Below are 14,335 nucleotides of genomic sequence, written 5' to 3'. Positions count from 1 at the left end.
AACGCGGATCACGTGGTATGTGGTGGAACTTCATCGGGCGGTCCCACGAGGACATCGTCCGGGCCCGCGAGGACTGGATGAGCTCCGCGAACCCCGACCGCTACGGCGCCGTCGAGGGCTACCCGGGCGACCGACTGCCCGCCCCGGAGCTCCCGGGAATCCCCTTGAAGCCCCGCGGCCGCGTGCGCTGACCTGCTCTTTCGCCGGCCGGGGAGCGCAGCAGCCAAACCTGCCGCGCTCCCCGCGCCGGCGCCTCCTGTGCTCGGGACGCCCCGACGCAGACAAGGCGTGCAGCTTCTGTCGGAAACCCGAACTCCCAGTCGTCAACCCGTCCCCGAAGGGCGAGATCTTCCGCGGGGCGTGGTTACCGCGGACCCCCGCACCGGTGGTCCGCGCCGTCGGCGACGAGGGCTCAGAACGCCGTACGGAGTGCCGGCAGGAGGTTGTCCTCGGCCCAGGTGAGGAACCCGGGCTGGCTGTCGCCGCCGACCTGCACGAGGGCGATCTCCCCGAACCCGGCGTCGACGAACGGCCGTACCGCCTCGACGAAGTCCTGGGTCCGGTCGCCGCACGGAATGGCCCCGGCGACGTCGTCGGGGCGGACGAACCGGCTCGCGGCGGCGAAACCCGACGTCCCGGGCAGCTCGGCGTTGACCTTCCAGCCGCCACCGAACCAGCGGAACTGCTCGTGGGCCCTCCGCACGGCGGCGTCCCGGTCGGTGTCCCAGCACACCGGCAGCTGGCCCACGGCCGGCTTCCCCGCTCCGCCGTGCGCCGCGAAGCCGGCGATCAACGACGGTTCCGGCTCCACCGCGATGACCAAGTCGGCCAGCCGCCCGGCCAGTTCGCAGGAGTCCGGGCCCGAGACCGCGAGCCCGATCGGCGGCACCTGCTCCGGGAGGTCCCACAGCCGCGCGCCCTCGATGTCGAAGTACCGGCCCCGACGGGTGACGTAGCCGCCGTCGAACAGGGCCCGGATGATCTGCACCGCCTCGTCGAGCATCGCCTGCCGCACCGGCGCCGCGGGCCACCCACGGCCGACCACGTGCTCGTTGAGGTTCTCACCACTGCCCAGACCGAGCCGGAAGCGGCCCTCGGAGAGCAACTGCACGGTGGCGGCCTTCTGTGCCACCACCACCGGGTGGTAGCGGAACGTCGGGCAGGTCACGTAGGTCATGAGCGGGATCCGGGAGGTGGCCTGCGCGGCCGCGCCGAGCACCGCCCACGCGTACGGGGCGTGTCCCTGCTCCTCCAGCCAGGGGAAGGAGTGGTCCGAGATCACCGAGAAGTCGAACCCGGCCTGCTCGGCGCGCACGGCGTCCGCGACGAGGTCACGGGGGCCGCGCTGCTCGGTCATCAGCGTGTATCCGATTCTCACCATGCCCCGCGCCTGCCCCGATCGCGGCGTCCCTCACACCGACACCCACACCGACACCGACCGGCGGATCCTCGGCGCTGCCCACCCACACTCCGGCGCGACGGCCGAGGAACCGCGAGGAACCGGGAGCCGCGGGGCCCGGTCCGCCGGCGGAGGTCCCCGGGACGCCGGACCGTGGCGGTGTGCTGTCTACGAGGCGCTGCGGCTGGGGCGCCCGGTTTGTTCGAGGGCGTGCTGGAGCTGGTCGCGGGTCATGGTGGAGCGGTGGGGGATGTCGAGGTCGGTGGCCCGCTGGTAGAGCTCGGCCTTGGTGAGCTGGGACGACTGCCGCTTGCCGGTCGGGCTGGTGCGCTTCGCCGTGGTCTTGGTGGAGGTGCTCTTCTTGCCGCCGGTCCGTTTGGGGGCGCCTGCCACACCGGGGGCGCGGGTGCGGGCGGTGGACTTCTTCGGCTGCCCGGCGGGCTCGTCCTTGCGGGCGGAGTCGAGGCTGCGGCGCAGGGCGTCCATGAGGTCGATGACGTTGGTGGCTTCGGGGGCGGGGCCGCTGGAGACGGCGATCTCCCGGCCGGCGAGCTTGTCCTCGACGAGCTTCCTGACCTGTTCCTCGTAGGTGTCGTGCCACTCGTCGGGCTGCCAGTCGATGGCGAGCATGCCGATCAGCTGCTCGGCGGTCCTGACCTCCTGCGCGGTGAGCTTCGTCTTCTCCGGGAGGTTGTCGACCTCGCGACGCGGGTCGCGGACCTCGTCGGCGAAGTGCATGGTGTGCAGTTCCAGCAGCCCGTGGTCCGAGCGCACCGCGGTGAGGTACTCCTTGCCGCGCATCGCGAACATCGCCAGCCCGGCCTTGCCCGCGTGTTCCAGGGCCTCGACCAGCAGCCCGTAGACCTTCTGGTACTCCATGCCGCGCGGGCCGAGGTAATAGGTGCGGTCGAAGAAGATCGGGTCGACGTCGTCCAGGTCGACGAAGCCGGAGATGTCGATGGTGCGGGAGCGGCCGGGGGAGATCTGCTCCAGCTCGTCGGGTTCGACGATCACGTACTCGCCGTCGGTGACCTCGTAGCCCTTCACGATGTCGGCGAACTCGACCTCCTTGCCGGTGCGCTCGTTGACCCGCTTGTTGCGCACCCGGTCGGACGTGCCGCGCTGCAGCTGATGGAAGCGCACGTCGTGGGACCGGGTGGCGGAGTACAGGGCCACGGGCACGGTGACCAGGCCGAACGTGAGCACGCCGGTCCACATGGGTCGGGCCATCACGTCCTCCTTCGTCGCGCCGGTCCCGCTGCCGGTCCGGCTGCCGCTCGCGCGACACGGTCACGGCCGGCGTCGGCGCCGGGCCGGTGGTCCGCAGGCGATGTCGGGCCCGACGGGCGTCGCCGCCCTGCTGAGCCCCTTTCGGAGGCGATACGGCGACGCCCTACCGGGCGCCTGGCCACCTGCGGCATCCTCAAACCCTTGGCCCGCAGGATCGGGCTGATCACGTCGGCCCGGCCCGACGACGCGATGGTGGCGAACTCGATGGCGACCACGTGAGCCGCCTGAGTCAGGCTCTCGGGCCACCAGCGGGCCCGGCCGCCGCGCCCGGTCCGTCCGGCGGCCGTCCTCACGGCCGGGGGCTCGGACGAGTTCTGCGGAGAGCCGGCGCATCGTCGGCCGGCGGTCCCGTCCGTGGGGTCAGAACAGGGGGTCCAGGTCGGGAACGGCCGGGGTGGGTACGGTCGGGATGATGTCGAAGACGGTGTCCGTTTCGGTGACCCGCAGCAGGCGGGTGACCTGGGGGCCGGGGGCGGCGAGGCGGAAGACGGTGCCGGCGGCGCCGGCGGCCCGGCGGGCTTTGAGAAGTTCGTTGAGGCCGGAGGAGGAGCAGAAGGTCAGGTCGCGGCAGTCGACGACGAGGGTGCCGGGAACGGGCGTCGCGGTCAGCGCGTCACCGAGGGCCCGGGCGAGGGCCGGGGCGGTGTCCAGGTCGGCGTGACCGGTCAGGGCGAGGACGCGCGTGCCCGGGGGTGCCGGGCGGCGTCTGGTGCTCAGGCCCGTTTCCATGATCGGCCCCTTTCCGGCGCCGGATCGTGCTCCCGCGGTCGGCGCGTCCTGCGTCTGCCCGCCCCTGCGGGAGCGAAGCACCCGCCCGCGGAGGCCCGGGGAACGAAGGCAGGCCGCGATTAGGACGGGGTGATCGCGGAAACACGCCCGGTGTCCGGCACCGGCCGCCGGTGCTCCGCCCGGTCCGGGTGCTCGTTCAGCTGCGGGAGGTGAAGGCCGTGGACGGCATGACGGAACACTGGTGCTTCCCGCTCGACTGCGACTCCGGCAGCGTGCTGGAACCGGCCATGACCCACCTGCGGGGAGTGCTGGGCGCCATCCCCCCGACCGGCGGGGCCACCGCGGAGCGCAGACGGGACGACGTGCTCCTGGTGGCCTGCGAGCTGCTCACCAACGCCTGCCGGCACACTCCCGGTCCCACCCGCCTGGACGTCGACGTCCGTGACGGCGTGCTGATCGTCGCGGTGAGCGACACCGCCGCCGACCCGCCGGTGGTGCGCCCTTGGCGGCCGGCGCAGCCGGGCGGCCACGGCCTGCACGTCGTGGACAGGCTCACCGCGGACTGGGGCGCCGCCCCGGCTTCGGGAGGCAAGACCGTGTGGGCCGCGCTGCCCGTTCCCTGACCCCGCACGAGGCCGTCGCGGCCGGGGTGGCCCGGGTGGGGCAGCCGTGTCGGGTGCCGGCGTGCGGACGGGCAGGGGCGGCCGCAGGGTGGTGGGAATCGCCGGTGTCGCCGTGGGGACGTGGGTCCGGCCGAGCGACGGGTCGACGAAGATCGCGACGGGCCCCTATTCTGGCGCGATGTCCGACAGCACTGCCCCGACCCTGCTCTTCGTCATCGGCCCGGCCGCGGTCGGGAAGATGACCGTAGGCGGCGCGATAGCCGAACGCACGGGCTTCAAGCTCTTCCACAACCACCTGACCATCGAACCGCTGCTGCGGCTGTTCCCTTACGAGTCGCCGCAGTTCCAGCGGCTCAACCACGGCTTCCGCGAACAGATCTTCGCCGAGGCCGCCGCCAGCGACCTGCCCGGCCTGGTGTTCACCCTCGTCTGGGACTTCGACGACCCCGCCGACGCCGCACTCGTCGAACGCTACGCGGCCCCCTTCCGCGACCGGGGCTCACGCGTGCTGTTCCTGGAGCTGTCCGCCGACCAGGGCGTCCGGCTCCAGCGCAACGCCGGCGAGTCCCGCCTGGCGGAGAAGGCCTCCAAGCGCGACCTGCAGTGGTCCGACGCCAACCTGACCGGCATGGACGCCCGGTACCGCCTCAACTCCGTCGACGACTTCGCCCACATCCCCGAGGCACACCTGCTGATCGACAACACCCATCTGGAACCCGATGAGGTCGCCGTGCGGGCCATCGAGTACTTCGGGCTGGGAGCTGTGTCCCCGGCATCCGGCTGAGCGGCATCGGGTGGGCCTCACGGGCGGTGGACCCCTCGCCGGTCACCGCGCTGACCGGTTGCCACGGGAACACCGGTGGCGGGGGCTGCCTGGCAGGGCGAGTGCGCCGTTCATGACGCCGAGCTGTCAAGATGCCCCCGCATGCCGCCCGATGGGCTCCGGCCTGCGCCTCCGAGCCCGGTTCCTCGGCGTTCCGGGCGTTCGCTGTCGTGGCCGGGGGGAGGAACGCGAGTGAGCCGGGGCGGTTGTGCTGGTTTCGCCGCCGGGGCAAGCGATCACACGGCGGGAACGAGAACGCTCCACGGGAACGCCGGCCGTGAGGCCGGCTGCGGGCCGCGGAGCGCCGACCTCCGGCTCGTCCCTGATCGGGTGGTGCGTGTGCCCCGCGGCCTGTCCGGTCGCGGGGCACAGCATGGTGGTGGGTGCGCTCAGAGCCGCCCGACGATCTTCCGCGGGGTGATCCGAACGACCACGCGCTGGGCGTCGATGACCGAACCCGGGCTTCCCCCTCCGAAGGCACCGGATCGGAACCCGGCGTAGACCGTGTCCGTCCGGTCCACCGTCGTCAGCCGCAAGCCGGTGCCGGGCACCAGGCTGCCGGTCATGCCGTAGCCGCCGCTGTGGGCCCCGCCGCGGTCGGCGGGGCCGGCGGGGGCCGCTGCGGGTCAGAGCAGGACGACGCCGACGACGGCCGCCGCCGCGACGAGGACCAGGAACACCACGTTGACCGCGACGTCCGAGCGCACCGAGCGCTGCCGGGCCGCGTGGTCCAGCACGAACCGGGCCGGATCGTCCTCCGGGTAGTGCACCGTCAGCTCCCGCCCGTACGACCCGGCCGGGTCCGGCACCCCCGAGTCGCAGTGGGCGGTGACGGCTGCGCCCTCGCGGGTGGTGAACGCCACCACCGGCGTGATCGTGGTGGAGGTGCTGCCCTCCGCGTCGGTGCTGACGTCCCTGAGCACCGCGACGATCCGGCCCGGGACGGCGACCATCGACGCCAGCTGCTCGCGGCGGTGCCGGGCGTCGCGTACGTTCCCCGGCAGGTAGCAGAGACCGACCAGGGCCCACGGCCCGCAGACGCCGACCAGCGCCCACGGCCAGCCCCAGTCGACCGAGGCGACGACCACCAGGCCGACGTAAATCAGGAGGAGTGCCGCGTTCGGCCAGCCCAGCCCGCGACCGCCCGCCTCCGGGTCGTCGCTGAACCGGTAGTCGTGCGGCCTCCCGCGCGGGTAGCTGACCCCGATCTCGCGGCCCGTCCACGCGGCGGTGATCAGCTCGCCGCGCTCACCGTCGTTCGTCACGGTGACCTCCGCACCGGAGGACGGCTCACGGTAGGAGACCACCACCGCGATCCCCCCGCGCCGGGAGCCGCCGTGCCGGGGCTCCCGGACCCGCTCGATCCGCCCCCGCACCCGCACCATCCGCTGCGCCCTGGTCACCCCGGCCAGCGACCGGCCGTACCCCACCAGCGCCACCGCGCCCAGCACCGCGCACCACAGCGCCAGGTACCCGTGCCACCCCATGCGCCCATCCCTCCTGTCGCTCCGACCCCGTTGCCCCACCGGGCCGCACCGCGGCGGCCGACCCCTCCGGCACGCCCTCAGCGGGCCGGGCTGCGCCGCACCACCACGCCCTGACCGTCCGCCTCCAGGGAGGCCGAGCCGCCGGCCCCGGCCACGCTGATCCTGATCGTGAGGGCGCCGGTCAGGCGTTCCGCGGAGAGCTGCCAGGTCCGCGGCGAGTCGACGCCGAGCGTGGTCCTGGCCTCCTCGACCAGCGCGGGCACCCGGTCGAAGGGCAGCGAGCGCGGGTCGAACGCCGGGGCGTCCGCCCCGGCGGGGGAGAACACGACCGTCAGCAGCTGCTCCTGCACGACGACGGTGAGCGCCGACTTGCCGTCCCCGCCCCCGCCCCCGCCCCCGGTGAGCGAGTCGACGGCCGCCCGCAGCGCGCCCCGGTCCAGCATCGACCGGCCCGGGCCGAAGGAGACCGTGCCGGTGCTCGTGACCGTGCTCGTACTCGTACTCGACGAGGTCACGGAGGCGGAGCGTCCGTCGGGCGCGTCGGTGTCCTTCCCGAACAGCTCGGCGCGCAGGAGCAGGACCACGGCGGCGGCGCCGAGCAGCACCCCGAGGAGGGTGACGAGGCTCCAGGCGCAGCCGTCCTGGCGGTCGGCCGCCACGGCCGGCCCGGGTGCCGACTCCAGGACGGCGCCGGCCGCCCGCTCCTCCCACTCCGGGGTCGGCCGCTTCACGATCCGCACCAGCCACGGCCGGTCCGGCGGGTACCGGACCACCAGGACCGCGCCCGCCCGGTGGTCGCGCAGTTCGGAGACGTGCACGTCCTGGGTGATCCGGATGCGGAAGGCCGGCGCCCGGTCCGGGGCGACGGTGAGGTCGAACCGCACCGGGACGTCCGTCTCCTCGCCCTTCTGCACCTCCAGCGCGTCGATCAGCGCCAGCGCCGTACGGGGCGCCAGGGCCCCCTCCCGGGCCCGGCGCGGCGCGCCGGCGAGGCGGAACAGCAGCCCGTAGGCCGCAAGTAGGGCCGGACCGGCGACGATCAGCGGCACCTTCCCGAGGGTGCAGCCGACGACGAAGGCGGCCAGCGACACCCCGACCACACCACCCGTCAGGAATCCCCTGGCGAGGTCGACGGGAGTGGCACCGGTGGGCGGCGCGACCGTGGTGGTTGTCATACGGGTGATTCTGTCGGCCCCGGGTGCCTGCCGACAGGGGTCGGTGCGCGCTCGATGGATCTCCCCCCGGGCCCCGGACCCCGGGCCCCGAACCCCGGACAGAATCTCCGGGTACTACCACCTTGCCCGCCTCACCTGTCACACTACTGACCGTACGTCAAGTCATATCGTCCTTTCGGCCCTGGTGTGGTCGTGGGGAGAGAGCGGGGAGCGGCGGCGATGAACGTGGAAGACCAGGGCCTGGAGAAGCCGCTCAGCACCGTCATACGGCAGGACATACCGCACAGCGCCCGCATGTACGACTGGTTCCTCGGCGGCAAGGACCACTACGAGGTGGACCGCGAGGCCGCCGAGCGCGTGCTCACGGTGTTCCCGACCATGCGGATCGCGGTCTGGGCGAACCGGGCGTTCATGCACCGGGCGACCCGGACGCTGGCGCAGCGGGGCCTGCGCCAGTGGTTGGACGTCGGCACGGGCATCCCCACCTCCCCGAACCTGCACGAGGTCGCGCAGTCGGTGGCTCCCGAGGCGCGGGTCGTCTACGCGGACAACGACCCGATCGTGCTGGCGCACTCGCGGGCGCTGATGACCAGCGCACCCGAGGGGCGGACGGCGTACGTCCACGGCGACGTGCGGGATCCGGACACCATCCTGAACGCCCCCGAGGTGGCGCGGACGCTCGACCTGGGGCAGCCGGTCGTGCTGTCCATGGTGGCGTTGCTGCACTTCGTCCCGGACCTCGGTGAGGCACGCGCGATCGTGGAGCGGCTCCTGAAGCCGCTGCCGTCGGGCTCGGCGCTGGTGCTCTCGCACGCCACGGCGGAGCTGGACCCGGAGGGCGCGCCGATGGTGCAGGAGATCTACAACAAGGCGGGCACCACGCTGCGGCTGCGGCCCCGCGCCGAGTTCGAGACCCTCTTCGACGGGCTGGAGCTGCTGGAACCGGGAGTCGTGCCCGCACACCGCTGGCGCCCGGACGAGGACGCCCCCGGCCGGCTGCCGGACGGGGTCACGGACGCCCAGGTGTCGTTCTACGCGGGTGTCGCCGTCAAGCACTAGTCGACTCACGGACCGTGACCGCGCCACCCGCTGGTGACGCGGTCCGGGACCACCCCGGCAACCGTCTCCCGGCGCCCACGCTCCCCGGCCGCCCGCTGAAGCCGCGCGGCCGGACTGCCGGGCGGCCGCGGCCTCGTGCGCTGACCTGCGGGTTCCGGGCGACGGCGGGCCGGCGGCGCGACCCGCCGCGCTCTCCCCCCACGGCTCCCGGCCGGTCCGCGGCCGACGGCCGACGCCCCGGGCACGACGTGCGGTCGCTGACTGGGCGGGTAGGAGTCGCGTATGCGCACATTCCGCTCCCTGTGGCCGCCGGGCGGCCGGCCGCGGCGCGGGCACCGCCCTGCGCCGCCCCAGCCGGCCGAGAACCCGCAGCCGACCGGCCGACGGACCGCACGGACGCGACCGACCTCGCACTTCGGCCCGCGGAGCGTGGCCGGTCAGACCTTCCTCTGGCAGCTGGCGGTCCTGCTGCTGCTCGCCGTGGTCGGCGGGACCGTCCTGGTGCTCAAGACCGTGAACGACGCCCAGAACGACGCCCGGCACAGGTCACTCGCCGTCGCGACGGGCTTCGCGCAGGCTCCGGGCCTGGTGCAGGCGCTGCAGTCGCCCGACCCCACCGCGGCGCTCGGGCCCCTCGCCCTGGCGGCCCAGCAGGGTTCCGGCGTCGACTTCGTCGACGTGCTGAGCACCGGCGGGATCCGCTACACCGACCCGGTGCCCGGCCTGATCGGCCAGCGCGCACAGGGCGACATCGCCCGGGCCGCGGCCGGGCAGTCCTTCACCGAGGTCTTCACCGGCTCCCCGCAGTCCGCGGTCCGGGCGCTCGTCCCCGTCAAGGACGCGAACGGCACCGTGGTCGGCCTGGTCTCCACCGGCGTCCAGACCACGGGCATCAGCGCCACCGTGAACCACCAGCTGCCGGTGCTGCTCGGCGCCGCGGCCGGCGCGCTGGTCCTCGCCGCCGGCGGGGCGGTCCTGGTGAGCACCCGGTTGCGCCGCCAGACCCACGGCCTGGGCCCGATCGAGATGACCCGAATGTACGAGCACCACGACGCCGTACTGCACGCGGTCCGCGAAGGCGTCCTGATCCTGGACGCCGACCACCGGCTGGTGCTGGCCAACGACGAGGCGCAGCAGCTGCTCGCCCTGAGCCCGGACGCGCAGGGCCGACGGGTGGACGAGCTGGGGCTGGACCCGGGCATGGCCGAACTGCTGGCCTCCGGGCGGACCGTCACCGACGAGGTGCACCCGGCCGGGGACCGCCTGGTGGCCGTCAACCTCCGACCGATGACCGTCCGAAGCGGGCCCGCCGGTCTCGTGGCGACCCTGCGGGACACCACCGAGCTGCGCGCGGTGGCCGGCCTGGCCGAAGAGACCCGGGAGCGGCTGCGGCTGCTGTACGACGCGGGCGCCCGGATCGGCACCACCCTGGACGTCACCGGCACGGCACAGGAGCTGGCGGACGTGGCGGTGCCCCGGCTCGCCGACTTCGTCAGTGTCGACCTGCTGGACGGCGTCGCGGGCGGCCGGGAGCCCGCGCCCGGACCGGTCACCGACGGCGTACTGCGCCGCGCGGCACACCAGTCCGTGCTGGCGGGCGTGCCGGAGGCCGTGGTCCGCGTGGGCGAGATCGACGTCCTCCCGCCGGACTCGCCCCCGCTGCGCAGCCTGGCGACCGGGCGTTCCGGGCTGCACCAGGCGCAGGACGCGGCCGTCACGACGTGGCTGGCCGAGGATCCCCTCCGGGCCGCGAACAGCCGTGCGTACGGCTTCCACTCCTGGATCCAGGTTCCGGTGATCGCCCGGGGCACCACCCTGGGCTTGGTGGAGTTCGTCCGCTTCCGGAACGGCGAGCCGTTCCGGTCCGAAGACCTGGCGCTGGCCGAGGAACTGGTGTCCAGGGCTGCGGTCGCGGTGGACAACGCCCGGCGCTTCGCCCACGAGCGCGGCACGGCGCTCACCCTGCAGCGCAGCCTGCTCCCGCGACGGCTGCCGGTGCACTCCGCCGTGGAAGCCGCCTTCCGGTACCTGCCGGCCGACCCCCGGCTCGGCGTGGGCGGCGACTGGTTCGACGTGATCCCGCTCTCCGGCGCACGGGTGGCGTTGGTGGTCGGCGACGTGGCCGGGCACGGCCTGCGGGCATCCGCCACGATGGGCCAGCTGCGCTCGGCCGTGCGGACCCTCGCCGACGTGGACCTCCCGCCGGACGAGCTGCTCACCCAGCTCGACGACCTGGTCATCCGACTGGCCTCCGAGACCGCGACGGACCCGGACGCGGGCACAGTGACGGACCCGGACACGGACACCGCGACGGACCCGCACGCGGTCACCGCCGGGGAGGTCACCGCCGGGGAGGTCACCGCCACCTGCCTCTACGCCGTGTACGACCCGGTGTCGGGCCGCTGCACGCTGGCCACCGCCGGCCATCCGGCCCCCGTGCTGGCCGGCACGGGCCTCGACCCGGTCGTCCTCCGGCTGCCCGCCGGTCCCCCGCTCGGGCTGGGCGGGCTGCCCTTCGAAGCCGTCGACACCGAACTGCCGGAGGAGAGCCTGCTCGCCCTGTACACCGACGGCCTGGTCGCGACCCGGCGCCGCTCGGTCGACACCGGCCTCGACGCCCTGCGGCACGCCCTCCCTCCCGTGGACGATTCGCTGGAATCCCTGTGCGACCGGATCGTCGACGCCCTGCCGCCCGGCAACCCCGCCGACGACGCCACCCTGCTGCTGACCCGGGTCCGGCGCCTGGACCCCCGCCGGGTCGCGACCTGGACGGTGCCCGCCGACTTCGCGCAGGTCGCCACCGTCCGCGTCGACGCCGTCCGCCGGCTGACGGCCTGGGGTTTGGCGGACGTCGCCTTCGTCACCGAACTGGTCGTCAGCGAACTCGTCACCAACGCCATCCGCTACGGCAGCGAACCGATCCGCCTACGGCTCATCCACGACCGCTCACTCATCTGCGAGGTCTCCGACACCGGCAGCACCGCCCCCCACCTGCGCCGGGCCCGCACCTTCGACGAGGGCGGCCGGGGCCTGCTGCTGGTCGCCCAGCTCACCCAGCGCTGGGGCACCCGGCAGACCGGGACGGGCAAGACCATCTGGTGCGAACAGGACCTCGGCGAGGACACCTGACGCCCCTGACACCCCTACACCCCTGAAACCCCGACCATTCGGACCGGACCTCCCCCGCCGGAGCCGGGGCGGCACCCGGCCGGAACGGCGAGGCCGGTGCCGAGGGGGTGCGGACGCACCCGGACGGCACCGGCCTGCCGGGCGGTCTACCAACGGCTGCGCGACGCCGGCGGGTTGAGCTTGGCGCTGAGCGCGGACAGGAAGACCGGGAGCCGGTCGACCATGCTCCTGGGGACCGGCGTGGTCTGGACGGTGCCCCGCCGCACGTCCTGGACGACGAGGGTGAAGGCGCCGTCCTCCTCGACGAGTTCGGCGGCGTAGAGCAGGGTTTCCGTGGAGGTTGGCATCGGGGTCCTAGGCTTGGGTGTCGTTGAGCCAGGCGGTCCACGCCTCGGTGGCCCGCTGCTCGTCGGTGTCCTCGGCGAACAGGTGGTGGGCCAGCCAGATCGGCGTGTTCCAGGTGCTGCCGTTGAAGAAGCGGTAGAGCGCGTCCGGGCCGCGCAGGCCGACGAAGTCGGCGCTGAGCCAGTCCACGACCGCCTCCTCCGGGCCGCCGTCCCGGCCCGGGACGTGAAGTGCGAGCCGGTCGCCGACGGCCGCGTCCTCCGCGAGGCCGAGGCGTCGGCGCAGTGCGGCGAAGTCGGCCGGGTCGGCGGTGGGTTCGGTCCGCCGGGCGGTGACGTAGACGGCGGGGCGGCCGGCGAAGTGCCGCAGGTATTCGGCGAGGCCGTGCTGGTAGAAGTGGACGTGCTTCTCGGCCGCGTCCGCCTTCCGGTCCCAGACGTCGTCCCAGACGCCCTCGTGCACCCAGTGGATCCCCATCCGCAGGTGGCTCGTTCCGCCGTCCGCCGGCTCGATCCGGTAGCTGAGCGTGTTGGAGAACTCGTCGCCGAGCGTCGCGCGGACGGCGAAGTGGCTCGGCGGCTCCCACGCCACGACGGTGCTCTCGGCCCGGGTGACCTTTCCGCCGACCCGCGGCTCGACCTCCATCGGGTACAGCCAGCCGAGGTTGCCGGCGCCGGTGGCGACCGCGGCCCAGACCTGTTCGGGCGTGGCGGGCAGGTCCTGTTCCTTGCGGACCTCGAACTCTCGGGCCACGGTTGGTTCTCCTTCGTCGTCGTTCATGGGGTCAGTGGGTGACCGGGAGGGCGCACAGCCGCCGTTGAAGGGGGTTGGGCCGCCAGTCCAGCGGTGCCCCGTCGGCCAGCCGCAGTTCGGGCAGCCGACGCACCAGCGTGCCGACGGCCACCTCCGCCTGGAGCTTGGCCAGCGGGCCGCCGAGGCAGAAGTGCGGGCCGTTGCCGAAGCTGAGGTGCCGGTTGCCGGGGCGGGTGAGGTCCAGCCGGTCGGGGTCCTCGAAGCGTTCGGGATCGCGGTTGGTCGCGCCGAGGAACAGGTAGACCAGCTCGCCCGCGCGCAGCGTCCGTCCGCCGATCTCCAGGTCCTCGGCGACGACCCGGACGATGGCCTGGGTCACCGTGTCGTAGCGGGCCAGCTCCTCGACGGCGCCGCGGATCAGCCCCGGGTCCGCCCGTAGCCGGGCCAGCTGGTCGGGGTGGCGCAGCAGGGCCAGCACGCCGTTGCCGATCAGGTGGGTGGTGGTCTCGTCGCCGGCGGTGATCAGGACGAAACAGGTGGACAGCAGTTCGGAGTCGGTGAGCCGGTCGTCCTGCGCCTGGGTGGCGACCAGGGCGCTGATCAGGTCGTCGCCCGGGTCGGCCCGGCGGTGCCGGATGAGGCGGGCGAGGTACTCCTCGTACTCGCCGATCGCCTCCTCGGTCTTGTCGAGGTCCTCGCTCAGCCGGCCGAAGCGGCTGAACCAGGTCTCGACCTGCGGGCGGTCCTCCGGCGGGATGCCGAAGAGCTCGCAGACGACGGACATCGGCAGCGGGGCGGCGACGGTTTCGATCAGGTCCGTGGTCGGCCCGGCCTGGACGGCCCGGTCGATCAGCTGGTCGACGATCCGCTGGATGCCACCGCGCAGGGCTTCGACGCGGCGGGCGGTGAAGGCGCGGTTGGCGAGCTTGCGCAGCCGGGCGTGGTCCGGCGGGTCCGTGTTGGACATCACCCGGCCGAGCCGGTCGGTGAGCCGGCTGAGGGCCTTCAGGTCGCCGCCGAGCGCGACGTAGGCCCGGGTCATCCGGTCCCGGTCGTTGGACAGTCGCAGGTCGCCCAGGGCGGCCTCGACGTCGGCGTACCGGGTGAGGTACCAGATGCCGTCGGCGCTGCGGTGGACCGGGCTCTCGCGCCGCATGCGGGCGTAGAACGGGTACGGGTCCCGCCGGGCCTCGGGGGTGAGCAGGTCCGCGGCGAGGTCGCGGGGCCCGGCGGGGTCCGCGGAGGGCCGGGCGGGGCCCGCGCTGCCGCGGGCCCCGTCCCTGGTGTCGGTGGTGGTCACGTCGGCTACCGCCGGCCGTCCATGGCGTCGGCGAGGCTCCTGGGCCGCATGTCGGTCCAGGCCTGCTCGACGTACTCCAGGCAGGCGGCGTGGGTGTCCGGGCCGTGCGTGACGGTCCAGCCGGCCGGGACGTCCGCGAACTGCGGCCACAGCGAGTGCTGGTTCTCGTCGTTGACGAGCACGAGGAAGGTGCCGTCCTGGTCGTCGAAGGGGTTGGTCATGG

14 protein-coding genes and 1 pseudogene are annotated in these 14,335 nt (G+C 73.8%); 5 read left to right on the top strand and 10 right to left on the bottom strand.

The genetic code is table 11. The features are described from left to right. Positions 1-17 precede the first annotated feature (17 nt). Positions 18-191, top strand: a pseudogene (locus ABT048_RS32055) (pirin family protein); the annotation flags it as partial. A gap of 221 nt (positions 192-412) precedes the next feature. Here the strand turns inward: ABT048_RS32055 and ABT048_RS32050 are convergent. From ABT048_RS32050 to ABT048_RS32040, 3 genes are all read right to left on the bottom strand, one after another. Continuing rightward, positions 413-1,381, bottom strand: coding sequence for a TIGR03557 family F420-dependent LLM class oxidoreductase (locus ABT048_RS32050; protein WP_350525068.1), 969 nt, complete (start codon positions 1,379-1,381; stop codon positions 413-415). Between the two features lie 186 nt (positions 1,382-1,567). Continuing rightward, a complete protein-coding gene (gene ku / locus ABT048_RS32045) occupies positions 1,568-2,629 on the bottom strand; it encodes a non-homologous end joining protein Ku (protein WP_350525067.1) in 1,062 nt (353 codons plus the stop codon). Between the two features lie 420 nt (positions 2,630-3,049). Continuing rightward, positions 3,050-3,418 (bottom strand): STAS domain-containing protein, encoded by a 369-nt coding sequence (locus tag ABT048_RS32040; RefSeq protein ID WP_350525066.1) that lies wholly within the window; start codon positions 3,416-3,418, stop codon positions 3,050-3,052. 227 nt (positions 3,419-3,645) lie between these two features. On the opposite strand from ABT048_RS32040, the gene ABT048_RS32035 reads away from it, so the two are divergent. Continuing rightward, entirely contained in the window at positions 3,646-4,041 is a 396-nt protein-coding gene (locus ABT048_RS32035) for an ATP-binding protein (RefSeq protein ID WP_350525100.1), read from the top strand. Positions 4,042-4,219: 178 nt separating this feature from the next. Continuing rightward, complete coding sequence (locus ABT048_RS32030; RefSeq protein WP_350525065.1) at positions 4,220-4,825, top strand: hypothetical protein; 606 nt, start codon at positions 4,220-4,222, stop codon at positions 4,823-4,825. Between the two features lie 428 nt (positions 4,826-5,253). Here the strand turns inward: ABT048_RS32030 and ABT048_RS32025 are convergent, their stop codons facing one another. The 3 genes from ABT048_RS32025 to ABT048_RS32015 all read right to left on the bottom strand — a co-directional run bounded on the left by ABT048_RS32025 (position 5,254) and on the right by ABT048_RS32015 (position 7,526). Beyond that, on the bottom strand, positions 5,254-5,430 hold the full coding sequence (locus ABT048_RS32025; protein ID WP_350525064.1) for a hypothetical protein: 177 nt from the start codon (positions 5,428-5,430) through the stop codon (positions 5,254-5,256). Positions 5,431-5,490: 60 nt separating this feature from the next. Next, positions 5,491-6,351, bottom strand: a complete 861-nt coding sequence (locus ABT048_RS32020) for a DUF3592 domain-containing protein (RefSeq protein ID WP_350525063.1) — start codon at positions 6,349-6,351, stop codon at positions 5,491-5,493. Positions 6,352-6,428: 77 nt separating this feature from the next. After that, positions 6,429-7,526: a hypothetical protein gene (locus tag ABT048_RS32015; protein ID WP_350525062.1), complete on the bottom strand. Its 1,098-nt coding sequence runs from the start codon at positions 7,524-7,526 to the stop codon at positions 6,429-6,431. A 219-nt stretch (positions 7,527-7,745) separates the two neighbouring features. On the opposite strand from ABT048_RS32015, the gene ABT048_RS32010 reads away from it, so the two are divergent. Together ABT048_RS32010 and ABT048_RS32005 are read left to right on the top strand one after the other, a co-directional pair. Then, positions 7,746-8,585 carry an SAM-dependent methyltransferase gene (locus ABT048_RS32010; protein WP_350525061.1) on the top strand — a complete coding sequence of 280 codons (840 nt, stop codon included), beginning with the start codon at positions 7,746-7,748 and terminating at the stop codon, positions 8,583-8,585. A gap of 429 nt (positions 8,586-9,014) precedes the next feature. After that, positions 9,015-11,714, top strand: a complete 2,700-nt coding sequence (locus ABT048_RS32005; protein WP_350525060.1) for a SpoIIE family protein phosphatase — start codon at positions 9,015-9,017, stop codon at positions 11,712-11,714. 146 nt (positions 11,715-11,860) lie between these two features. On the opposite strand, the gene ABT048_RS32000 is transcribed toward ABT048_RS32005, so the two are convergent. The 4 genes from ABT048_RS32000 to ABT048_RS31985 are packed head-to-tail and all read right to left on the bottom strand — an operon-like array spanning position 11,861 to position 14,333. Beyond that, positions 11,861-12,061, bottom strand: a complete 201-nt coding sequence (locus ABT048_RS32000) for a hypothetical protein (protein ID WP_350525059.1) — start codon at positions 12,059-12,061, stop codon at positions 11,861-11,863. A gap of 7 nt (positions 12,062-12,068) precedes the next feature. Further along, on the bottom strand, positions 12,069-12,812 hold the full coding sequence (locus ABT048_RS31995) for an SRPBCC family protein (protein WP_350525058.1): 744 nt from the start codon (positions 12,810-12,812) through the stop codon (positions 12,069-12,071). Between the two features lie 31 nt (positions 12,813-12,843). After that, positions 12,844-14,112, bottom strand: a complete 1,269-nt coding sequence (locus tag ABT048_RS31990) for a cytochrome P450 family protein (RefSeq protein ID WP_350525057.1) — start codon at positions 14,110-14,112, stop codon at positions 12,844-12,846. A gap of 5 nt (positions 14,113-14,117) precedes the next feature. Continuing rightward, entirely contained in the window at positions 14,118-14,333 is a 216-nt protein-coding gene (locus ABT048_RS31985) for an MbtH family protein (RefSeq protein WP_350525056.1), read from the bottom strand. Positions 14,334-14,335 lie beyond the last annotated feature (2 nt).

The sequence above is a fragment of the Kitasatospora sp. NPDC096140 genome, from assembly GCF_040303045.1.
Taxonomy (GTDB): domain Bacteria; phylum Actinomycetota; class Actinomycetes; order Streptomycetales; family Streptomycetaceae; genus Kitasatospora.
The sequence above is the reverse complement of the archived record's forward strand: the minus strand, read 5'-3'. Positions and strand labels throughout refer to the sequence as shown.

Coding starts and splice junctions, on each gene's coding strand:
- ABT048_RS32050 (WP_350525068.1), bottom strand. CDS start 1,381: ATGGTGAGAATCGGATACACGCTGATGACCGAGCAGCGCGGCCCCCGT.
- ku (WP_350525067.1), bottom strand. CDS start 2,629: ATGGCCCGACCCATGTGGACCGGCGTGCTCACGTTCGGCCTGGTCACC.
- ABT048_RS32040 (WP_350525066.1), bottom strand. CDS start 3,418: ATGGAAACGGGCCTGAGCACCAGACGCCGCCCGGCACCCCCGGGCACG.
- ABT048_RS32035 (WP_350525100.1), top strand. CDS start 3,646: ATGACGGAACACTGGTGCTTCCCGCTCGACTGCGACTCCGGCAGCGTG.
- ABT048_RS32030 (WP_350525065.1), top strand. CDS start 4,220: ATGTCCGACAGCACTGCCCCGACCCTGCTCTTCGTCATCGGCCCGGCC.
- ABT048_RS32025 (WP_350525064.1), bottom strand. CDS start 5,430: ATGACCGGCAGCCTGGTGCCCGGCACCGGCTTGCGGCTGACGACGGTG.
- ABT048_RS32020 (WP_350525063.1), bottom strand. CDS start 6,351: ATGGGGTGGCACGGGTACCTGGCGCTGTGGTGCGCGGTGCTGGGCGCG.
- ABT048_RS32015 (WP_350525062.1), bottom strand. CDS start 7,526: ATGACAACCACCACGGTCGCGCCGCCCACCGGTGCCACTCCCGTCGAC.
- ABT048_RS32010 (WP_350525061.1), top strand. CDS start 7,746: ATGAACGTGGAAGACCAGGGCCTGGAGAAGCCGCTCAGCACCGTCATA.
- ABT048_RS32000 (WP_350525059.1), bottom strand. CDS start 12,061: ATGCCAACCTCCACGGAAACCCTGCTCTACGCCGCCGAACTCGTCGAG.
- ABT048_RS31985 (WP_350525056.1), bottom strand. CDS start 14,333: ATGACCAACCCCTTCGACGACCAGGACGGCACCTTCCTCGTGCTCGTC.